This is a genomic window from Micromonospora sp. NPDC049274 (assembly GCF_040678875.1).
Classification (GTDB): Bacteria; Actinomycetota; Actinomycetes; order Mycobacteriales; family Micromonosporaceae; genus Micromonospora.
In genome coordinates, this window is sequence record NZ_JBFAQS010000003.1 from 373,804 (window position 1) to 393,051 (window position 19,248).

General features: G+C 71.0%; 19 protein-coding genes and 1 pseudogene. 13 read left to right on the forward strand and 7 right to left on the reverse strand.

Features of this window, described 5'->3' with window-relative positions; all coding sequences use genetic code 11:
• The first annotated feature begins 158 nt into the window (after positions 1–158).
• The gene (purB, locus tag AB0K10_RS08130; protein WP_363681123.1) at positions 159–1,580 is read left to right on the forward strand and encodes an adenylosuccinate lyase; all 1,422 of its coding nucleotides are present in this window, start codon (positions 159–161) and stop codon (positions 1,578–1,580) included.
• 127 nt (positions 1,581–1,707) lie between these two features.
• On the opposite strand, the gene AB0K10_RS08135 is transcribed toward purB, so the two are convergent.
• Entirely contained in the window at positions 1,708–2,271 is a 564-nt protein-coding gene (locus tag AB0K10_RS08135; protein ID WP_363681425.1) for a YbjQ family protein, read from the reverse strand.
• A 75-nt stretch (positions 2,272–2,346) separates the two neighbouring features.
• Positions 2,347–2,457: pseudogene (locus AB0K10_RS08140) on the reverse strand (peptidase S1); the annotation flags it as partial.
• A gap of 303 nt (positions 2,458–2,760) precedes the next feature.
• On the opposite strand from AB0K10_RS08140, the gene purS reads away from it, so the two are divergent.
• Genes purS through AB0K10_RS08160 form a run of 4 tightly spaced genes read left to right on the forward strand, consistent with a single transcriptional unit; the run spans position 2,761 to position 7,177 of the window.
• Complete coding sequence (purS, locus tag AB0K10_RS08145) at positions 2,761–3,024, forward strand: phosphoribosylformylglycinamidine synthase subunit PurS (RefSeq protein ID WP_007454310.1); 264 nt, start codon at positions 2,761–2,763, stop codon at positions 3,022–3,024.
• Positions 3,021–3,704 carry a phosphoribosylformylglycinamidine synthase subunit PurQ gene (gene purQ, locus AB0K10_RS08150; RefSeq protein WP_363681125.1) on the forward strand — a complete coding sequence of 228 codons (684 nt, stop codon included), beginning with the start codon at positions 3,021–3,023 and terminating at the stop codon, positions 3,702–3,704. The genes purS and purQ overlap by 4 nt, the downstream gene beginning before the upstream one ends.
• Positions 3,705–3,750: 46 nt before the next feature.
• Positions 3,751–6,417 (forward strand): phosphoribosylformylglycinamidine synthase subunit PurL, encoded by a 2,667-nt coding sequence (purL, locus tag AB0K10_RS08155; RefSeq protein WP_363681127.1) that lies wholly within the window; start codon positions 3,751–3,753, stop codon positions 6,415–6,417.
• Between the two features lie 4 nt (positions 6,418–6,421).
• Positions 6,422–7,177 carry a 2-phosphosulfolactate phosphatase gene (locus AB0K10_RS08160; RefSeq protein ID WP_363681427.1) on the forward strand — a complete coding sequence of 252 codons (756 nt, stop codon included), beginning with the start codon at positions 6,422–6,424 and terminating at the stop codon, positions 7,175–7,177.
• A 246-nt stretch (positions 7,178–7,423) separates the two neighbouring features.
• Here AB0K10_RS08160 and AB0K10_RS08165 read toward each other — a convergent pair whose 3' ends face one another.
• A complete protein-coding gene (locus AB0K10_RS08165; protein ID WP_363681129.1) occupies positions 7,424–9,493 on the reverse strand; it encodes a hypothetical protein in 2,070 nt (689 codons plus the stop codon).
• A gap of 160 nt (positions 9,494–9,653) precedes the next feature.
• Here AB0K10_RS08165 and AB0K10_RS08170 point away from each other — a divergent pair, with 160 nt between their 5' ends.
• The 5 genes from AB0K10_RS08170 to amcA all read left to right on the forward strand — a co-directional run bounded on the left by AB0K10_RS08170 (position 9,654) and on the right by amcA (position 14,365).
• Positions 9,654–10,007, forward strand: a complete 354-nt coding sequence (locus AB0K10_RS08170) for a sterol carrier family protein (RefSeq protein ID WP_363681131.1) — start codon at positions 9,654–9,656, stop codon at positions 10,005–10,007.
• A 168-nt stretch (positions 10,008–10,175) separates the two neighbouring features.
• On the forward strand, positions 10,176–11,714 hold the full coding sequence (gene purF, locus AB0K10_RS08175) for an amidophosphoribosyltransferase (protein WP_363681133.1): 1,539 nt from the start codon (positions 10,176–10,178) through the stop codon (positions 11,712–11,714).
• Positions 11,715–11,775: 61 nt separating this feature from the next.
• Positions 11,776–12,930: a phosphoribosylformylglycinamidine cyclo-ligase gene (gene purM / locus AB0K10_RS08180; RefSeq protein ID WP_363681135.1), complete on the forward strand. Its 1,155-nt coding sequence runs from the start codon at positions 11,776–11,778 to the stop codon at positions 12,928–12,930.
• A 126-nt stretch (positions 12,931–13,056) separates the two neighbouring features.
• The gene (gene amcB, locus AB0K10_RS08185; protein ID WP_363681429.1) at positions 13,057–14,160 is read left to right on the forward strand and encodes a cyclophane-forming radical SAM peptide maturase AmcB; all 1,104 of its coding nucleotides are present in this window, start codon (positions 13,057–13,059) and stop codon (positions 14,158–14,160) included.
• Positions 14,129–14,365: a multiple cyclophane-containing RiPP AmcA gene (amcA, locus tag AB0K10_RS08190; protein ID WP_007454327.1), complete on the forward strand. Its 237-nt coding sequence runs from the start codon at positions 14,129–14,131 to the stop codon at positions 14,363–14,365. Before amcB ends, amcA begins: the two co-directional genes overlap by 32 nt.
• Positions 14,366–14,507: 142 nt before the next feature.
• Here the strand turns inward: amcA and AB0K10_RS08195 are convergent, their stop codons facing one another.
• Positions 14,508–14,723, reverse strand: coding sequence for a DUF3073 domain-containing protein (locus AB0K10_RS08195; RefSeq protein ID WP_007454329.1), 216 nt, complete (start codon positions 14,721–14,723; stop codon positions 14,508–14,510).
• A 305-nt stretch (positions 14,724–15,028) separates the two neighbouring features.
• Positions 15,029–16,111 carry a Glu/Leu/Phe/Val dehydrogenase gene (locus tag AB0K10_RS08200; protein ID WP_363681137.1) on the reverse strand — a complete coding sequence of 361 codons (1,083 nt, stop codon included), beginning with the start codon at positions 16,109–16,111 and terminating at the stop codon, positions 15,029–15,031.
• A 194-nt stretch (positions 16,112–16,305) separates the two neighbouring features.
• Between AB0K10_RS08200 and AB0K10_RS08205 the strand changes: the two genes are divergently transcribed.
• Together AB0K10_RS08205 and AB0K10_RS08210 are read left to right on the forward strand one after the other, a co-directional pair.
• The gene (locus AB0K10_RS08205) at positions 16,306–17,145 is read left to right on the forward strand and encodes a hypothetical protein (RefSeq protein WP_363681139.1); all 840 of its coding nucleotides are present in this window, start codon (positions 16,306–16,308) and stop codon (positions 17,143–17,145) included.
• 251 nt (positions 17,146–17,396) lie between these two features.
• Positions 17,397–17,606: a BldC family transcriptional regulator gene (locus AB0K10_RS08210; protein WP_007073996.1), complete on the forward strand. Its 210-nt coding sequence runs from the start codon at positions 17,397–17,399 to the stop codon at positions 17,604–17,606.
• A 64-nt stretch (positions 17,607–17,670) separates the two neighbouring features.
• Here the strand turns inward: AB0K10_RS08210 and AB0K10_RS08215 are convergent, their stop codons facing one another.
• Positions 17,671–18,060, reverse strand: coding sequence for a PPOX class F420-dependent oxidoreductase (locus AB0K10_RS08215; protein WP_363681141.1), 390 nt, complete (start codon positions 18,058–18,060; stop codon positions 17,671–17,673).
• Positions 18,061–18,113: 53 nt separating this feature from the next.
• On the opposite strand from AB0K10_RS08215, the gene AB0K10_RS08220 reads away from it, so the two are divergent.
• Positions 18,114–18,893: a class I SAM-dependent methyltransferase gene (locus AB0K10_RS08220; protein WP_363681143.1), complete on the forward strand. Its 780-nt coding sequence runs from the start codon at positions 18,114–18,116 to the stop codon at positions 18,891–18,893.
• Between the two features lie 40 nt (positions 18,894–18,933).
• Here AB0K10_RS08220 and AB0K10_RS08225 read toward each other — a convergent pair whose 3' ends face one another.
• Complete coding sequence (locus AB0K10_RS08225) at positions 18,934–19,224, reverse strand: hypothetical protein (protein ID WP_363681145.1); 291 nt, start codon at positions 19,222–19,224, stop codon at positions 18,934–18,936.
• Between the last annotated feature and the right edge of the window lie 24 nt (positions 19,225–19,248).

A 19,248-nucleotide genomic window follows, 5' to 3' on the forward strand; every position in this document is an offset into this window, starting at 1 on the left:
CCGGAGGGCACGGCCTCGGCGTGCCCTCCGGGCCGGGCGGACCGGCAGGTGTCCTGCCGGTCCGCCTGATGGCTTCTTCCTGCATCAGCAGGATCCGAGGCTCGTCGGGTGTGGCCCCCGTCGGGTCGCGCCGCCAGCCGGTGCCGGAGAATGGGACCGTGACGATCCCGAACGTGCTCGCCAACCGGTACGCCTCGCCCGAGTTGGTCGCCCTCTGGTCACCGGAGGAGAAGGTCCGGATGGAGCGGCGGCTCTGGCTCGCCGTGCTCCGCGCCCAGCGCGACCTCGGGGTGCCCGTGCCGGACGGCGTGGTCGAGGCGTACGAGCGGGTGCTCGACCAGGTCGACCTCGCCTCGATCGCGGAGCGGGAGCGGGTCACCCGGCACGACGTGAAGGCCCGCATCGAGGAGTTCAGCGCGCTCGCCGGGTACGAGCACGTGCACAAGGGGATGACCTCGCGGGATCTCACCGAGAACGTCGAGCAGCTCCAGGTGCGCGCCTCGTTGGAGCTGATCCGGGACCGGGTGGTGGCCACCCTGGCCCGGTTGGCCTGGCTGGCGTACGAGCACACCGAGCTGGTGATGACCGGTCGTTCGCACAACGTGGCGGCGCAGGCCACCACGCTGGGCAAGCGCTTCGCGTCGGCGGCGGAGGAGCTGCTGATCGCGTACGACCGGCTGGAGGATCTGATCGCCCGCTACCCGCTGCGCGGCATCAAGGGCCCGGTCGGCACGTCCGCCGACCAGCTCGACCTCTTCGACGGCGACGCCGACAAGGTGGCCGAGTTGGAGCGGCGCGTCGCCGAGCACCTGGGCTTCGCGCGGGTGCTGGACAGCGTCGGGCAGGTCTACCCGCGCTCGTTGGACTTCGACGTGCTGTCGGCGCTGGCGCAGACCGCCGCCGCACCGTCGTCGCTGGCGACCACGATCCGGCTGATGGTCGGTCAGGAGTTGGTCACCGAGGGCTTCAAGCCGGGCCAGGTGGGCTCCAGCGCGATGCCGCACAAGATGAACACCCGCTCGTCGGAGCGCGTGAACGGCTTTGCGGTGATCATCCGGGGCTACCTGTCGATGGTCGGCGAGCTGGCCGGTGACCAGTGGAACGAGGGGGACGTGTCCTGCTCGGTGGTTCGGCGGGTGGCTCTGCCGGACGCGTTCTTCGCCGCCGACGGGCTGTTCCAGACGTTCCTGACCGTGCTCGACGAGTTCGGCGCGTACCCGGCGGTGATCAACCGGGAGCTGGAGCGGTTCCTGCCGTTCCTGGCCACCACCAAGATCCTGGTGGCGGCGGTCCGGCGCGGTGTCGGCCGGGAAGTCGCACACGAGGTGATCAAGGAACACTCGGTCGCTGTGGCATTGGCCATGCGCGAAAAGGGCGCCCCGGAGAACGACCTGTTCGACCGCCTGGCCGCCGACGGCCGCCTCGGCCTGTCCCGAGCCGACATCGACACCCTGGTAGCCGACCGCAGCGCCTTCGTAGGCGCAGCGAAGACCCAGGTGGAAGCGATAACCCGCCGCATCACCACTGTGGTCGAAACCCACCCAAAGGCGGCAACCTACAGCCCACCCCCAATCCTGTAACCCCCCACCCCCTCCCTCCCTCCCCCTCCCCCCCGTCGATCATGAAGTTATTGCCGCGACACGCCGATGCGCAGGGCAATAACTTCATGATCAACCGGCCTTGACCGGGGTGGGTGCGGGGTGGGCGTTACTCGCCTGTGGGGGTTTCTGCTGCTGTTCTCAGGTTGGGGGCGCTTGCCGGTTCGGCGATGCCGCCCAGGGACTCCGCGAAGGCCGGCTCGGTGGCGGTCTCCGCCGCCACCGCCGGCTGGTCGGCCGGCATGACCTCGGGCATCTTGGGTACGGCGACAACCGCCGTGCCGTACGCGCAGATCTCCATCCACATCTCACCGCAGTCGCGGCTGTCGAAGCGCATGCCGATCACCGCGTTCGCGCCGAGCCGCAGGGCCTCCTCGCCGAGGCGGGTCACCGAGTCGGTGCGCCAGCGGGTCAGGTTGTCCGGCGCCATCGGGTCGTACGCGCCACCGCGCAGGTTCTTGACCCCCTCGCGGTATGGGTTGCGCGTCCTGGCCATTGATGACACCACCTCACCGAGAATCTGGCGGATCTCGTAGCCGGGCAGTTGCTCTGTCGTCACGACCAGCACGGTTCCGATGCTGTCAGGAGTTGCGCGACCCGATCGTGTGCCGTGTTCACCTGATCGGATGCTGCAAAACGACGCGGCGCGGACGGTAGGCACGGTGTCGACCATCCGCGCCGCGCGGGCGCTAACGGTCGGACACCGGCCACCGAGGTGATCCAGGCCCGGTTGTACGCGTCTTGAGCTGCTGGATGCGGAGCAGCCGCGGTAGCAGGTCATGCCCCACCCGTAGATCGAGTTGGTCGATCCGACGGGCGGGTTGCCGCCGGCCAGGGACGCCGCCGCGGTGCTGATGCTGCGGTAGACGCTGCCGACCCGCACGGACATCAAGTTATATCAATGTGTGGCAGGGCCGACGAGCATCGTTTTCAAGAAGGTCATCGAGATCAACCGATGTAACGATTCGGCTACCCGGCGTGCCGTATCTGCCCTGGTGGGGCCGCCTGTCCCGCCCCGTCGGTCGTCCCCGACGCCGGTTATGTGGATCACTGCCTGGACTGCGCCCGGCCGGTGCGTCCGCGGCGGTATCTGCCAGGTACGCTGGCTGCGCTCGCCCATTGTGGGTCGGCACCCAACTGCGTACACAGTCAGGAGTGCCCAGTGCCTCGCGTCGTCGTCGACGTCATGCTCAAGCCCGAGATCCTCGATCCGCAGGGCCAGGCCGTCGCAAACGCGCTGCCCCGGCTCGGCGTCAGCGACGTCGCCTCAGTGCGGATCGGCCGGCGCATCGAGATCGACTTCACCGGTGAACCGGACCTGGACCGGGCCCGGGAGATCGCCGACAAGCTGCTCGCCAACCCGGTCATCGAGGACTTCACCGTCCGCCTGGTCGAGACCGACGAGACCGCGGACGCCCGATCGTGACCGCCCGGGTCGGTGTGGTCACCTTCCCCGGCTCGCTCGACGACGGGGACGCGGCCCGCGCCGTACGGATCGCCGGCGCCGAGCCTGTCCGGCTCTGGCACGGTGACCCGGATCTGCACGGTGTGGACGCGGTCGTGCTGCCCGGCGGCTTCTCCTACGGTGACTACCTGCGCTGCGGCGCCATCGCCCGGTTCGCGCCGGTGATGGAGACGCTCGTGGACGCCGCCCGGGGTGGCCTGCCGGTGCTCGGCATCTGCAACGGCTTCCAGATCCTCTGCGAGGCGCACCTGCTGCCCGGCGCGCTCACCCGCAACCAGCACCTGCACTTCCGCAACCGGGACCAGGTCCTGCGCGTCGAGTCGGCCGGAACCGCGTGGACCAACGCGTTCCAGCCCGGCCAGGAGATCCTCATCCCGGTGAAGAACGGCGAGGGCTGCTACGTCGCCGACGCCGCGACGCTGGACCAGCTCGAAGCCGAGGGACGGGTCGTGGCCCGCTACGTCGGCGGCAACCCCAACGGGTCACTGCGCGACATCGCGGCCATCACCAACTCCGCCGGCAACGTTGTCGGCATCATGCCGCACCCCGAGCACGCCGTGGAGGCGCTCACCGGCCCCTCGCTGGACGGCCTCGGCTTCTTCACCTCCGTCCTCAAGCACCTGGTGGGGGCGCCGGCGTGAACGCGAGGAGTCGTTCAGGCGGGCACGAGCGCAGCGAGGAGAGGTCATGACCACCCATCCGGACCCGGTACGGGACACACCGGAGGCGTACTCCGCCCCGGCGCAGCCGACCGAGCCGCTGGCGCAGCCCACCGCCCCGGCAGCCGCTCCGGCCCGGCCGGCGACCGCCGACTGGACCGACGGAGTGGACACCGTGCCGCGTGCCGGTGGCACCCCGGGCGAGTTGCAGCCGTACACCGAGTTGGGCCTGCGCGACGACGAGTACGACCGGATCCGACAGATCCTCGGCCGTCGACCCACCCAGTCCGAGCTCGCCATGTACTCGATCATGTGGAGCGAGCACTGCTCCTACAAGTCGAGCAAGGTGCACCTGCGCCAGTTCGGTGAGAAGGCCCCGCACAGCGACCGCCTGCTCGCCGGCATCGGTGAGAACGCCGGCGTCGTGCAGGTCTCCGACGAGCTGGCGGTGACCTTCAAGGTCGAGTCGCACAACCACCCGAGCTTCGTCGAGCCGTACCAGGGCGCGGCGACCGGCGTCGGCGGCATCGTCCGGGACATCCTCGCCATGGGTGCCCGGCCGATCGCGGTCATGGATCCGCTGCGTTTCGGCGCGGCGGACCACCCGGACACCGCCCGTGTGCTCACCGGCGTCGTCGCAGGCGTGGGTGGCTACGGCAACTGCCTCGGCCTGCCCAACATCGGCGGCGAGCTGGTGTTCGACCCCTCGTACCAGGGCAACCCGCTGCTCAACGCGCTCTGCCTGGGCGTGCTGCCGGTCAGCCGGCTACAGAACAAGGCCGCCGCCGGCCCGGGCAACGTCGTCGTGCTGATGGGCGCCAAGACCGGCCGGGACGGCATCGGCGGCGTGTCGGTGCTGGCCAGCGCGACCTTCGACGAGGGCAGCGAGGCACGCCGCCCCGCCGTGCAGGTCGGTGACCCGTTCACCGAGAAGCTGCTGATCGAGGCGTGCCTGGAGCTGTACGACGGGCAACTGGTCGTCGGCATCCAGGACCTCGGTGGCGCCGGTCTGACCTGCGCGCTCACCGAGACCGCCGCCGCAGCCGGCACCGGCATGCGGGTCTGGCTGGAGCGGGTGCCGCTGCGCGAGCCCTCGATGGACCCGCACGAGATCCTGGCCAGCGAGTCCCAGGAGCGGATGCTGCTGGTCGTCGAGCCGGAGAAGCTCGACGCCGTGCTCAAGACCGCCGAGAAGTGGGGCGTCCTCGCCACCGCGATCGGTGAGGTCACCGCACCGGAGCCGGACGGCCGCCCCGGTCGACTGCTGATCACCTGGCAGGACCACCTGGTCGTCGACGTGCCGCCGGGTTCGCTTGTCGACGACGGCCCGGTCTACGCCCGGCCGATGCGCGAGCCGGCCGACCTGATCCTGCTCCAGGCCGACCGGGCCGAGACGCTGCCCCGTCCGGCCGACCCGGAGGCGCTGCGGGAGACCGTGCTGCGCATGATCGCGTCGCCCAACCTGGCCGACAAGACCTGGGTCACCGAGCAGTACGACCGCTACGTGCTCGGCAACACCGTGCTCGCCCAGCCGGAGGACGGCGGCGTGATCCGGATCGACGAGCGGACCGGGCTCGGCGTGGCGCTGTCGTTGGACGGCAACGGCCGGTACGCCCGACTGGATCCGTACAACGGCACCAAGCTGGCCCTGGCCGAGGCGTACCGGAACGTGGCGGTGACCGGCGCGACGCCGATCGCCGTGACCAACTGCCTCAACTTCGGCTCCCCGGAGGACCCGGGTGTGATGTGGCAGTTCGCCGAGGCCGTGCGCGGCCTGGCGGACGGCTGCCTGGAGCTGGGCATCCCGGTCACCGGCGGCAACGTCAGCTTCTACAACCAGACCGGCGCGGCGCCCATCCACCCGACCCCGGTGGTAGGTGTGCTGGGCGTGCTGGACAACGTCGCCGACCGGGTGCCGATGGGCTTCGTCCCGCGCCCCGGTGGCGACCACGACCAGCTCTACCTGCTCGGCGAGACGAACGTGGAGCTGTCCGGCTCGGAGTGGGCCTGGGTGACGCACGAGCACCTCGGCGGCATCCCGCCGCAGGTCGACCTCCTTCGTGAGAAGGCGCTGGCCGAGCTGCTGGCCGAGGCGGCCCGCGTCGGCCACCTGGCCTCCGCGCACGACCTCTCCGACGGTGGTCTTGCCCAAAGCCTGGTCGAGTCCTGCCTGCGGCGTGGCGTCGGTGCCCGGATCGCCGTGCCGGAGCAGTTCGCCGGCGGCTCGATGCCGTTCGTCTACCTGTTCAGCGAGTCCGCCACGCGGGCGCTGGTGTCGGTGCCGCGTGGCCACGACAAGGCGTTCGCCGCGCTCTGCGCCGAGCGGGGGGTGCCGTTCGAGCTGATCGGCGTCACCGACCCGACGGGTGGCGCGCTGGAGGTGCACGGCCAGTTCCGGATCGGTCTGGACGAGCTGCGGACCGCGCACACCGAGACGCTGCCGCGTCTCTTCGGCGGCGCCGCCGCCGTCGAGGTGCCCGCACCGGCCGCCGGCGTGGCGGGCGCGGTCGAGGGCGTGCCGCTGCCGGGCACCCCGGCCGAGCCGGTGGACGCGTCGGAGGTGCTCTCCGAGCCGATCGCCTCGGCCGGTCCGTCCCCGCAGACTGGAGCCGTCGACCCGGTCGGGTCGGAGCAGCCGGGTGAGTCGTCCGAGTCTGACCCCGGTGCCGCCGAGCCGTCGCCTGACGAGCGCTGAGGCGTTGGCGGCGGCCGTCCACGGCCAGCCCGGGTCGGGCGCCCGCTTCGACTGGGGCCTGACCGGGGCGGCCGAACTCGGCCGGGTCTGCGCGGCTTTGGTGGTGGTGGACGTGCTCTCGTTCACCACCGCCGTGGAGGTGGCGGTCGCCCGAGGCATGCGGGTGCACCCGTTCCCGTGGGGTGAGCAGGCCGCCGAGTACGCAGTCCGGGTCGGCGCGGTCGCCGCGGTGGGTCGTCGCCTGGTGACGGCCGACCATCCGTGGTCGCTGTCGCCCGCCGCGCTGAGCGCCGCGCCCGTCGTGGCGGATCTGGTGCTGCCCTCACCGAACGGCTCCGCGATCAGCGCCGCCGCCAGCGCCACCGGGCTGCCGGTGGTCGCGGCGTGCCTGCGCAACTCCCGCGCCGTCGGGCGTTGGCTGCGCCGCCAGGGGTACGGCACGTCGGACGCCCCGATCGGGGTCATCGCCTCGGGTGAGCGGTGGCCGGACGGGTCGCTACGGCCGTCGGTCGAGGATCAGCTCGGCGCGGCGAGCGTGCTGGACGCCCTTTCCGGTGTGCCGGCTGGCCTCTCCGTGGAGGCGGCCATGGCGCTCGCCGCTCTGGCCAGCACTCCGGACGTCCCCGCCGCGGTGCGCGGGAGCGTGTCCGGTCGGGAGCTGACCGAGAGCGGCTTCGGCGCCGACGTCGACATCGCCGTCCGGGTCGACGTTTCGGATGTCGTGCCGGTCCTCCGCCAGGGCGTGTTCTCCGCCGCCTGACCGACGCGGGTCGCCGGCCGCCGCGCCTGGGCGGTGCCGCACGTCGGTCTGTCTGCGTGATTACTCGGTTTCCTGGAAAGCAGGCCGTCCGCCACACCTCGACACACCGACTTCCTGGACGGCGGGGTCGATCACGACGAGCCGGTGCGGTGATCGAGGGCTCGGCGACCAGCGGCAGCAACGGAACGGCCGCCCGGATCTCCGGACGGCCGTTGTCGTGGTGCTGCTTTGTTGGATGCTGTTCGGTCAGTCGTCCAGCCAGTCGAGGCGTCGGCCGCCCCGCTCGGTGGGCGGCGGACCGTCCGGCCGGGCCCGGCCACCCTGCTGCTGGCCGTAACCCGCCTGGTCGTAGCCCCGGTCGTCGTAGCCGCCGCGTTGCTGCGGGGGCTCCTGGCCGTAACCCGCCTGGTCGTACCCGCCGCCCTGCTGCTGGCCGTAGCCGCCCTGGTCGTAGCCCCGGTCGTCGTAGCCGCCGCGTTGCTGCGGGGGCTCCTGGCCGTAGCCGCCCTGGTCGTACCCGCCGCCCTGCTGCTGACCGTAGCCGCCCTGGTCGTACGCGCTCGTCGATTGGCCGTAGCCGCCGGTCGGCTCCGCCGTCCGACCGCCGCCGTACGGGGTCGTCGGATCGGGCTGGCCGTAGCTCGAAGCCTGCTCCGGCTGGTAGACGCCTGTGGCGTACGGGTCGGCGGGTGCCGGGTATTGAGTGCTGTCACCTGTGTACCGGCCGGTCGGCTCGTCGAAGCGCTCGCCGTAGCCTGCCGCGCCGGCGGGAGCGGGCGGGTAGCCCGCGGCACCGGCCGGAGCCGTGTAGTCACGGCTGCCGTAGCCACCACCGGAGGAGGGCGCGCTGCCGTAGCCGCCACTCGGGGCCGCCGCGCCGCCGTAACCCGCGCCCGAGCCGGGCGCGGCGCCGTAGGCGTCCCCTGCCGGGCCGGCGCCGTAGGCGTCCCCCGCTGGGCCGGCGCCGTAGCCGCCATCAACCCCGCCGGCGCCGTAGCCGCCATCCGGCGTTGCCGCCGTGCCGTAGCCGCCGCCCGAGGAGGGCGCATTGCCGTAGCCGCCGGCGCCGTAGCCGCCCGGGGCGGGCTCGTCGCCGTAGCCGGCGCCTCCCCAGCCCTGCTGGCCCGCCGCACCGTAGGGCTGTGCAGGCGCTCCGTACGGGTCCGGTGGGACGTCGTCGACCACCGGGCGGTGCATCATCGTCGGCGCCTCGCTCAGCGCCGCGCCGCCGACCATGGTCGGGTCGGGCCCGCCCCCGGGGCGGTTGACCACCCGGGTCCGGTCGTCGGCCCCGTGGAAGGCACCCCGGGCCGCCGGCACGGCGCCAGCCGCGCCGGCCGCCGCCGGCTCGTCATCGTCGTCGCCGCTCTCGCGGCGCTTCATCCAGAGCAGCACGATCGTGCCGACGCCGGCCGCGACGAGCAGGCCGCCGAGCAGGATGATCAGGTACGACCCGATGCCGCCGCCGTCGTCCTCCTTGCCGGCGTTCGCCGCGGCGCCGGGGCTGGCCTCCTCGGAGGGCTCCTCCTCGGTGCCCTCCTCGGTCGCCTCCTCGGTGGGAGTGGCCTCGGCGCTGGCGGACGGGGTGGCGCTGGGCGTCGCGGCGACCCCGATCTCCAGGCTGATCCGCTGGCCGGTGATGGACTGTCCGGCGTTGGCGTTGAAGCTCTTGAACGCCTTGATGTTGTCGGAGGACGCGCCCAGGTCGATCCGTCCGGGAGTGATCGGGGCGCTGGTGCTCCCGGTGAAGCGGAAGTTACCGCTGCCGTCGCTCATGGCGTCGTAGCGGTGGCCGCCGCTGTCCTGGAGGATCACGAAGGCGTTCGGCACCGCGGTGTTGTCGGCCTTCTTGACGACCTTGCCGGAGACCGACTTCACAGTCTGGTTCTGCTGGGGCGTCGGCGGGGCCGCCTTGGCCGTGAGGTTGACCGTGGTCGAGCCCTGTCCGTTTCCGAGCCCAGCACTAGCCTTGACGGTGATGCGGGCGGACCCGTTTGAGGCATCGTCGGCCAGCTTGAACTTGGCTGTGTAGGTGCCGCCCTCGGTCACGTTCCCTTGCGAGCAGCCATCGACGCACTGGAGCTTTGAGTTGTCAGAGCTGACAGTGACGTCGGCGGGCACGACCGGATCGTCGAAGCTGAGCTTGTAGCTCACAGTCGTCTCGCCGCCGGCCTGGACAGTGCCTGGGGAGGCCGAGACGTTTGTGACGTTGGGTGCGGCCAGGGCTGGTGTGGCGGGGACGGCGAGCAGAGCGCCGGCAACCAGCGCTACGACCACACCGGCCCGCTGCTTCCAGGCACGTCGGTGTGTTGACACGTCCACCGCCTTCCGGGCTGACTTCCCTTGACCGGCGGGGCGCCGGGCCGGGGATCATCACGGTACGAATACGCCGTCGGCCACTATGCCTTGTCTGACTGGATCGGCGCGACCCAGGGCCAGAGTCGGGTGCTTCACCTGTGCGTCGTATCGTCCCGTCGTGTCCTCTCCGCACAGTAAGTCCGCCGCCGTAGCGGCGGCTTTGTCGGCGCTTGACGAGGGTCGTACACCCGAACGGCCGGTACTCCGGGAGGCGGTCCGGTCCTTGTTGACCGTCCTCGCGGAGCGCGCCCCCGGCCGATCGGTGGAGGTGCGCGTCCCACCATACGGTGCGATCCAGTGCGTTCCCGGTCCTCGACACACCAGGGGAAACCCACCGAACGTCGTCGAGATGTCTCCGCAGACCTGGTTGGAGGTGGCCACCGGGCGGATCGGGTGGATGGAGGCGGTCACCGACGGTCGCGTGCAGGTGAGCGGCGTTCGGGCGGACCTCTCGGCATTCCTGCCCCTCTAGCTGCCCGGATGTCCGAGTGATCGTAACTCTCGGCAGGGAAATCGTGACTATCTGTATTGACGGTGACTCGCGTACACTGTCAGGCGACGACAGTGGTCCCGGCCGAGGAGTGTGGATCCGCACCGTGATCCCCGCCAGGCCGGTCCAGACCAGCGTGAGGGAGCGGTAGTGCCCCGAGGCGACGGCCGGCTGAGCCACGACCTTGACCCCCAACGACCCGGCCCCCAGGACGCCTGCGGCGTCTTCGGCGTCTGGGCCCCAGGTGAAGAGGTCGCCAATCTGACCTACTTCGGCCTCTATGCCCTACAGCACCGCGGGCAGGAAGCCGCGGGCATCGCGGTGAGCGATGGCTCGGGCGTGGTGGTCTACAAGGATCTCGGCCTGGTGGCCCAGGTCTTCGACGAGCCCACCCTGGCCAGCCTGCGCGGCCACCTGGCGATCGGGCACGCCCGATACTCCACGACCGGCGCCTCCAACTGGGAGAACGCCCAGCCGACCATCCGGTCGACGAGTTCCGGCACGACCATCGCGTTGGCCCACAACGGCAACCTGGTCAACACCGCCGAGCTGGAGAAGGAGGTCGCCGAGCGCGGCCTCGTCGCGGACGGCTCGACGAACGACACCTCGCTGGTGACCATGCTGCTGGCCAGCCGTCCGGACCTGTCGGTCGAGGCGGCCGCGCTGGAGGTGCTGCCGCAGCTGCGCGGAGCGTTCAGCTTCGTCTTCATGGACGAGTCGACGCTGTACGCGGCCCGCGACCCGCACGGCGTCCGCCCGCTGGTGCTCGGCCGGTTGGAGCGTGGCTGGGTGGTGGCGAGCGAGACCGCCGCGCTGGACATCGTCGGCGCCAGCGTGGTGCGTGAGGTCGAGCCCGGTGAGCTGATCGCGATCGACGAGGAGGGGCTGCGCTCCACGCGGTTCGCCGCGCCGGAGCCGAAGGGCTGCCTCTTCGAGTACGTCTACATCGCCCGCCCGGACGCGACAATCGCCGGGCGTAACGTGCACGCGGCGCGGGTGCAGATCGGCCGGCAGTTGGCCAAGGAGCACCCGGTGGAGGCCGACCTGGTCATCCCGGTGCCCGAGTCCGGCACGCCGGCCGCGATCGGTTACGCCGAGGCGTCCGGCATCACCTACGGCGCCGGCCTGATGAAGAACCCGTACGTGGGTCGCACCTTCATCCAGCCGTCGCAGACCCTGCGTCAGCTGGGCATCCGCCTCAAGCTCAACCCCCTGCGGCAGAACGTCCGCGGCAAGCGGCTGGTGGTCGTGGACGACTCGATCGTGCGCGGCAACACGCAGCGGGCCATCGTGCGGATGCTGCGCGAGGCGGGGGCGCTGGAGGTGCACGTCCGGATCTCCTCGCCGCCGGTCAGCTGGCCATGCTTCTACGGCATCGACTTCGCCACCCGGGCGGAGCTGCTGGCCAACGGGTTGGACAACGACGGCATCCGGCGCTCCATCGGCGCCGACACGCTGGGCTACGTATCGCTTCCCGGCCTGATCGCCGCGACCGAGCAGCCGAAGACCCGGCTGTGTCGGGCGTGTTTCGATGGGGAGTACCCGATCGAGCTGCCAGCCGGCAACCTGATCGGCAAGCACGTGCTCGAAGGGATGGGCCGCCGGGTCGCCGACGCGACGCCGGAAGCCCCGGACAGCTTCGGCCCGCTCGTCGCCACTCCGGGTGGCGTGACCGCAAACCGCCCGTAGCACCAACCGGCGCGGCCCGGCCACCGCCGGCGCGGCACCGAGAACCACAAAGGGGAGAACCGTGACGCACGTGTCCGAGCGCAGCGGCGCAGGAAGCAGCCCGACGGGCGCCGGCGGCGACCACCAGCCGTGGACGGGTGGTGCCGGTCGGCAGACCCGTAAACGCTCGGTCTCGTACGCCGACGCCGGGGTCTCGATCGACGCGGGCGACCGCGCCGTGGAGCTGCTCAAGTCGAAGGTGCGCGAGACCCGCCGCCCGGAGGTGCTGGGCGACCTCGGCGGCTTCGCCGGCCTGTTCCGGCTGGACACGAAGAAGTACAAGAGCCCGATCCTGGCGTCCTCCACCGACGGTGTGGGCACCAAGCTGGTGATCGCCCAGCAGATGGACATCCACGACACGGTAGGCATCGACCTGGTCGCGATGGTCGTCGACGACCTGGTGGCCTGTGGCGCCGAGCCGCTGTTCCTGCTCGACTACATCGCCACCGGCGAGGTCGTTCCGGACAAGGTGGCCGAGATCGGCGCGGGCATCGCCGACGGCTGCCGGTACGCGGGCTGCGCGCTGCTGGGCGGGGAGACCGCCGAGCACCCCGGTGTGCTGCGCCCGGACGAGTACGACATCTCGGCGACGGGCGTCGGCGTGGTCGAGGAAGCCGACATCCTCAGCCCGGAGCGGGTCGAGGTGGGCGACGTCGTCATCGCCATGCGCTCCTCCGGTCTGCACTCCAACGGCTACTCGCTGGTCCGGCACGTGCTGCTCGGCGCCGCCCGGATGCGTCTGGACATCGTGATCGACGACTTCGGGCGGCAGCGGACCCTGGGCGAGGAGCTGCTCACCCCGACCAAGATCTACGCCAAGGACTGCCTCAAGCTGATCGCCGAGGCCGAGGTGCGGGCGCTGTCCCACATCACCGGCGGCGGCATCCCCGGCAACCTGGTACGGGTGCTGCCGGAGCACGTCGACGCGGTGGTCAACAGGTCCACCTGGAAGCCGCAGCCGATCTTCGACCTGATCCAGTCGAAGGGCCGGATCGACGACCACGACATGGAGTCGACCTTCAACATGGGCGTCGGCATGTTCGCGATCGTCTCGGCCGAGGACGCCGACCGGGCCCTGGCGACGCTTACCGGCCGTGGGGTCGAGGCGTGGCAGGCGGGCGAGATCATCGAGGGCACCGGCAACGTGCAGATGGTGGGTCAGCACACTCGCGGCTGATCACGCTCCGGTGATCGTACGGGCACCTGATCAGGGCTTCACCCGAGTGGCCAGTGCCGCCTAGCCTGAGGGGCTCGGGCTGGGCGGAGGAGGGTGATGGCTGCTGGTGAGGTGTCGTTCAGCGGGATGCGCGGTCTGGCCGCGGTCCCGTCGTACGTCGTCATGCAGCCGACGACCCTCTGCAACCTCGACTGCGCCTACTGCTACCTGCCGTTTCGAGCCGTTGACCGGCGGATGCCGGTGCCGGTGGCCGAGGCGGTGGCGGCGGCGGTCAACCCGTGGGCGGCGGCCGGTCGCTTCTCCGTCGTGTGGCACGGCGGCGAGCCGCTTGCCGCCGGCCGGGAGCACCTGGCGGACCTGATCGCGCCCTTCGGGCCCGAGGTCGAGCACCACGTGCAGACGAACGCCACGCTCATCGACGACGAGTGGTGCGCCTTCTTCGCCCGCCACGAGGTGCGGGTGAGCGTGAGCGTGGACGGGCCCGCCGAACGCAACGGCGACCGGGTCAACCGCGGGGGTCAGCCGGCGTACGACCGGATCCTGCGCGGTGTGGCGGCGCTGCGCCGGCACGGACTGCCCTTCTCGGCGCTGGCCGTGGTGTCCCGGCCGGCGCCGGGGCTCGCCGCCGAGTTGTACGACTACTTCCTCGGGCTGGGCTGCGACGTGCTGGGCATCAACATCGAGGAGACCGAGGGCGTCAACACCCGCGACAACAGCCACGACGCTGCGGCGGTGACGGCGTTCTGGGCCGAGTTGGTGTCGGCCTGGCGCAAGGAGCCCCGGATCCACCTGCGCGAGGTCGAGTGGTCGCTGCGGTACGCGGCGGCGGTGCTCGACGGCGCGGCGGACGGCGTCCTGCCCCGTCGGCTGGACCCGATCCCGACGATCGGGCACGACGGCTCGGTGACCGTGCTCTCGCCGGAGTTGGCGGGCTTCACCGATCCGCACTACGGGGACTTCAGCAGCGGGAACGTGCTGGCCACCCCACTGGCCCGGATCCTGACGGACGCGGCGTCGACGCCCTGGGTGGGCGAGTTCCTCACGGGCGTGGAGGCGTGCCGGGCGTCGTGCCCGTACTTCGGCTTCTGTGGTGGCGGTCATGCCGCCAACCGTTACTTCGAGCTGGGGCGTTTTGACGGTACGGAGACCGAGCACTGCCGCAACAGCAAGATCCGCCTATTGGAGGGAGTGTTGGAGCATGCCCGAGACCACCAGTCACCGGCGGCCTGAGCGCGAAGCGGACGACGCCCCGGACGGAGTCACCGAGCGGGTGCGGGAGGCCGCCCCCGGGCTCGTCGCGCTGCTCCAGGAGGCCGAGGACGCACGGCGGCTGCGGGCGGAGGTGTCGGGCGGAGACGGCGTCAGCGCGGTCTGCGCCTGGAACCACTTCGAAAACATCCCGACCTTCTACAACTGGAACAACCGGCCGCGCTGAGGCCGACGGTGATCAGGGGCCTGTCGGCCGGTCGGAGTGACCTCCGGCCAGGGCAGGCCCCTGATGATCGCACCGATCTCGCTCCCGATGGGCACATGCGTGAGCACGCGGGGCTTACCGCGTGCTCAGCTGCGTCGAGAGGTCAGCGGGTCGGTCGGACCCAGGGATCCGGGTCGTCGTCCGCGTGATTCTCATCATCGTCGTCGACGAACTCTTTTGAGTCGTCGTCGAAGTGGTGCTCAGACTTACCAGCACCCGCCAGTTCGCGCTGCAAGGCGGTGAGGTCGGTGTTCGGGGAGTGGTACTTCAACTCCCGGGCCACCTTCGTCTGCTTGGCCTTAGCACGGCCGCGCCCCATGGCTCGACCCCCTCGCACAGAATGCGGGGCAGCCCGAAGGCGGGCCCCGATGACGTCAGGCATCTCTCGTGGCTCTTACGGTACATGGGGATGCCATCGTTCGGCACCTCGGGTTACCGTCAGCCGGCTCTGCGCGTCGCGGCGATCCGGCCGTCACCCAGTGTACCTGGTAAGGAGCGGAACGAAGAGCACCCGTGACACCGGACAAAACACGCCAAACTTGACCCGGCTTCAGCTTACCGAGTCGGGCCGGCGCGAGAGGCCCGGAGGCGGATCCCGGTCGATCCGCCTCCGCCCCCGGATGGTCAGCGCAGGTGGATCGCGCGCAGGCGACCGACCTCGGCCATCCGCCGCTCGGCCAGCCGGTCCGCGGCGACCGCCGGCGGCACGCCCTCGGCGTCCGCCAGGTGCAGGATCTCGCGAGTGGTGTCGTAGATCCGGGTGGCCCGCAGCTTCGCCCGCTCGAAGTTGAAGCCCTCGATCTCGTCGGCCACCTGGATCACGCCGCCGGCGTTCACCACGTAGTCCGGCGTGTAGAGGATGCCCCGGTCGGCCAGCAGCTTCTCGATGCCCGGGTGCGCGAGCTGATTGTTCGCCGCTCCGGTCACCACCTTCGCGCGCAGCGCCGGCACCGTGTCGTCGTTCAGCGCGCCACCCAGCGCGCACGGGGCGTACACGTCGATGTCCGCCGCGACCAGCGCGGTGGCGTCGTCCACCAGGGTGACCTGCGGGTGGTTGGCGCGTACCCAGGCCAGGGCCTTCGGGTTGACGTCGGTGGCGACCACCTCGGCGCCGTCCTCCAGCAGGTGCCCGGTCAGGTACTTGCCGACCTTGCCGAGGCCCGCGACGCCGACGCGCCGGCCACGCAGGCTCGGCGTGCCCCAGACGTGCTCGGCGGCGGCCCGCATCCCCTGGAAGACACCCCACGCGGTCAGGATGGACGAGTCGCCGGCGCCGCCGTGCTCCACGCTGCGGCCCGTCACGTACCTGGTCTCGCGGGCGATGATGTCCATGTCGGCCACGTAGGTGCCGACGTCACAGGCGGTGTAGTAGCGGCCGGCCAGCGACTCCACGAAGCGGCCGTACGCGCGCAGCAGCGCCTCGCTCTTGATCTCCTCCGGGTCGCCCCAGATGACGGCCTTGCCACCGCCCAGGTCCAGGCCGGCGAGAGCGTTCTTGTACGCCATTCCGCGGGACAGGTCGAGCACGTCGGCGAGCGCGTCGTCCTCGCTGTCGTACGGGTAGAAGCGGGTGCCGCCGAGCGCGGGCCCCAGCGCGGTGGAGTAGATCCCGATGATCGCCTTCAGGCCGCTCTGCTTGTCCTGGCAGAAGACGACCTGTTCGTGACCTGTCGATACCGGGTCGTCGGTGCTCGCGAATACGCCCATGACTGGCTCCTACAGTGGTGTGCGTTCCTTGTGGGACGCGGACCTGGTGGACGCCGGCGGGGATGCTGCCGGTGCGGTCGAGCCTAGTATCGGCCGCCGTGCGGCTGCCCGACGTGCCACCGTCGTCCCACGTTGCGGCGCACGTGGTCCGGCCGCTGGCTCCGTACGGGTGCGGTTCGTGGGAGGATCGCGCGGTGCCGTCGCTCTTCGCTTCTTACCTGCGCGTGTACGAGCCGCTGACCGCCTTCGACAGGGACCGGCAGAGCTACTGGCGCCGCTACGCCTCGGAAGGGCGCGCGGTCGCCCCGGTCGAGGGTCCCGGCCGCCAGCGAACGGCGGTGATCGAGGCGTTGGGTGCGGGCTGGACCCGGTTGCCGGACCTGCCCGAGGAGGCGTACGTCCTGGAGACGGACGACGGCCTGCTGGTCTGCCCCTGGAACCTGCGCATCCGGGTCGCCGAGGCGGCGCTCAACGCCCGGGACGGGGTGCCTGCGGTGCTGGCCGACGCGTTCGTGCCGCCGGTGCTCGCCGGGCAGGCCAGGGCGGTCGTCGACGACTGGCGCAGCGGCGCCCGGGTGCTGGAGCACGGTGTGCCACGGGTGCACGAGCAGATCGCCACGTGGGGTGTCCCGCTGCGGTGGTTCGTGCTCTTCGACCCGGCGGAGCGGGATCAGGTCACCGAGCCGGGGCGGCGGGCGCTGCGCTACCGGACGGAGATCTCCAAGGCTCGTCGCCGCTCGTCGCGGGCGTTGTCGGTGCTGCGCAAGTCGGTGGGCGAGGCGCCGATCACCGAGGCGGTGGAGGAGGCGGCCCGCTGGCTGGAGGAGTTCCACCCGCGCTCGGTGGTGGAGCTGGACTACGGCGGCCTGGTCGACCTGCTCTCCGACGAGACCCTCGCCGCGGACGACTCGCCCGAGCTGGTCGCCGGCGGCCTTGCCGGGCTGTCGCGGGGCGAGGCCGAGGAGGCGTCCGCCGCGTACGACAAGCTGGTGGCCCGCTGGCGTGCCGTACAGCTGCTGGAGCGGTGCAACTAAGGCATTTCGCCCCTAGGAGCGCTCCCAAGGTGAGGTGTGCTCGTAGTTGACGCATCACGAACCGTGATCATGAGTCCGAATAAGGTAGTTTCTGCCGTGTAAAAGTCGTAAAAATCGGGCATGGTTCATCCGTCCGTCTAGGGACCTTCATCCGTTCGGCCCATGTCGGACATCGGGGACTAGCCGGACCATGGGAGACGCGTCGGCCGGCGGGACCCCGGCCGATGTCTATACATGTGGAGGAGTGACCGATGGCATCGCGAACGCACGAACCAGAGCCGCTACTCACGCCGGCCGAGGTGGCGTCGATGTTCCGTGTCGACCCGAAGACGGTGACCCGGTGGGCGAAGGCGGGCAAGCTCAGTGCCATCCGTACCCTGGGTGGCCACCGTCGATACCGCGAGTCGGAGGTCAGGGCGCTGTTGCAGGGTCAGATCCCGCAGCAGCGGCAGGGCGACTGAGCGGCATACGTTTTTTCGGTAGGGGCGGTGGATCTCGGTCCGCCGCCCCTTTCCATGCCCGGACTCAGCCCTTCGGTTCGGTCAACGTGACCCGGATGCCGACCGTGCCGCCCTCGCCGCGGCGCAACCGGCTGCCGAGCAGGCTCAATCGACCTATCACCCGGTACTTGTGCTTGAGCAGGTCGCGGATCCGGCCCGTGTCGCTGCCACCGGAGATCGTCGCGTGGGCGGGCACCTCCGCCCCGTGCGGCCGGCCCCGCACGTCGCACGGGGCCACGGTCACCTCGCCGTTGTGGCGGATCCGCTTCACCTTCCCCGAGTCGGCCCGGGTCCAGACCGCCAACGCCTCACCGTCGCGGACCGCCCAGACCGGGGTCGGCACCGCCCGACCGTCCTTGCGGAAGGTCGTGAGCAGGAGGTACTTCTCGGCCGACAGTCGGTCCAGCGTGGTCACGCCGCCAGAATACGACCGGTGCGGCCCTCCGAGGGCTGGATAGCATCAACGGCGTGACGGGGGAGCCTCTAATCGGTGACGTGTTCGGGGAACTGCTGCGGGACACACTGGCCGTGGCCACCGGGGTCGGGCCCCGGCCGCTGGTCGGTGGTCGACTGCCGCGACCTGTCATCGAGATCATCGAACGGGAGGACGGTCTGATCAACGGCGCCCCGGCGGCGCACTACCTGGACGGGCCGGCAGAGTGGCAGCCGTACGACCATCGGGCCGTGGACCGGGTCCGCGGCGAGACGCTTGACATCGGCACCGGCGCCGGCCGGATCGCGCTGCTGCTCCAGGAGCGCGGCGTACCCGTCACCGGGCTGGACACCTCGGCAGGGGCGCTGGAGGTCAGCAGGCGTCGCGGCGTACGCCGGCTCGTGCACGGGACGGTGGACACGCACGTCGCCGACGGCCAGCGGTACGACACGTTCCTGCTGCTCGGCAACAACCTCGGGCTGTTCGAGGGCAGGGACCGGGCGCCCGGCTTCCTGGCCGCGCTCGCCGCGCTGGCACGACCGGGGGCGCAGATCATCGCGCACGGTACAGACCCGTACGGCACCACCGATCCGGTGCACACCGGCTACCACGAGCTCAACCGTCGCCGGGGACGGTTCGGTGGCCAGTTGAGGCTCCGGCTGCGCTATCGGGAGCTGAGCACCGGGTGGTTCGACTACCTGGTCTGCTCGCCGGACGAGTTCGCCGAGCTGGTGCGCGGCAGCGGCTGGCGGCTGACCGATGTGGACGACCGCGACGCCCCCTACTACCTGGCCACCCTGCGCCTCGTTGCCTGACCCGACAGAGAGCCCTCGTCGAGGGCCCTCTGTCGGCAGATCAGACCTGGACGGTCGGGGGCAGCTGCTCCGGCGGGAGGCCGCCATCGCCGTCGACCACCTCGTCGGGGGTGCCGTCCTCGTCGATGTCGACCATGGTGATGTCCACCTTGCCGTCACCGTCGGTGTCGAACTGGAACAGGTCGGCCTTACCGTCGCCGTCGGTGTCCACCACCCACACGTCGGTCTTGCCGTCGTTGTTGGTGTCGGCGCGCAGCAGGTCGACCCGCTCGTCGCCCCGGGTCTCCACGATCTCGGAGTCGGTGCTGACGCTCTCCGGTGCCTGGCTCATCTCGATGCGGTCCTTCCCTTGAGT

What these genes read in the sequence shown, in the direction of transcription:
- AB0K10_RS08135 (WP_363681425.1), bottom strand. Translation starts at nt 2,271, where the DNA reads ATGGTCGACACCGTGCCTACCGTCCGCGCCGCGTCGTTTTGCAGCATC.
- amcB (WP_363681429.1), top strand. Translation starts at nt 13,057, where the DNA reads ATGCGCGGTCTGGCCGCGGTCCCGTCGTACGTCGTCATGCAGCCGACG.
- AB0K10_RS08210 (WP_007073996.1), top strand. Translation starts at nt 17,397, where the DNA reads ATGGCATCGCGAACGCACGAACCAGAGCCGCTACTCACGCCGGCCGAG.
- AB0K10_RS08195 (WP_007454329.1), bottom strand. Translation starts at nt 14,723, where the DNA reads ATGGGGCGCGGCCGTGCTAAGGCCAAGCAGACGAAGGTGGCCCGGGAG.
- AB0K10_RS08200 (WP_363681137.1), bottom strand. Translation starts at nt 16,111, where the DNA reads ATGGGCGTATTCGCGAGCACCGACGACCCGGTATCGACAGGTCACGAA.
- amcA (WP_007454327.1), top strand. Translation starts at nt 14,129, where the DNA reads ATGCCCGAGACCACCAGTCACCGGCGGCCTGAGCGCGAAGCGGACGAC.
- AB0K10_RS08225 (WP_363681145.1), bottom strand. Translation starts at nt 19,224, where the DNA reads ATGAGCCAGGCACCGGAGAGCGTCAGCACCGACTCCGAGATCGTGGAG.
- purL (WP_363681127.1), top strand. Translation starts at nt 3,751, where the DNA reads ATGACCACCCATCCGGACCCGGTACGGGACACACCGGAGGCGTACTCC.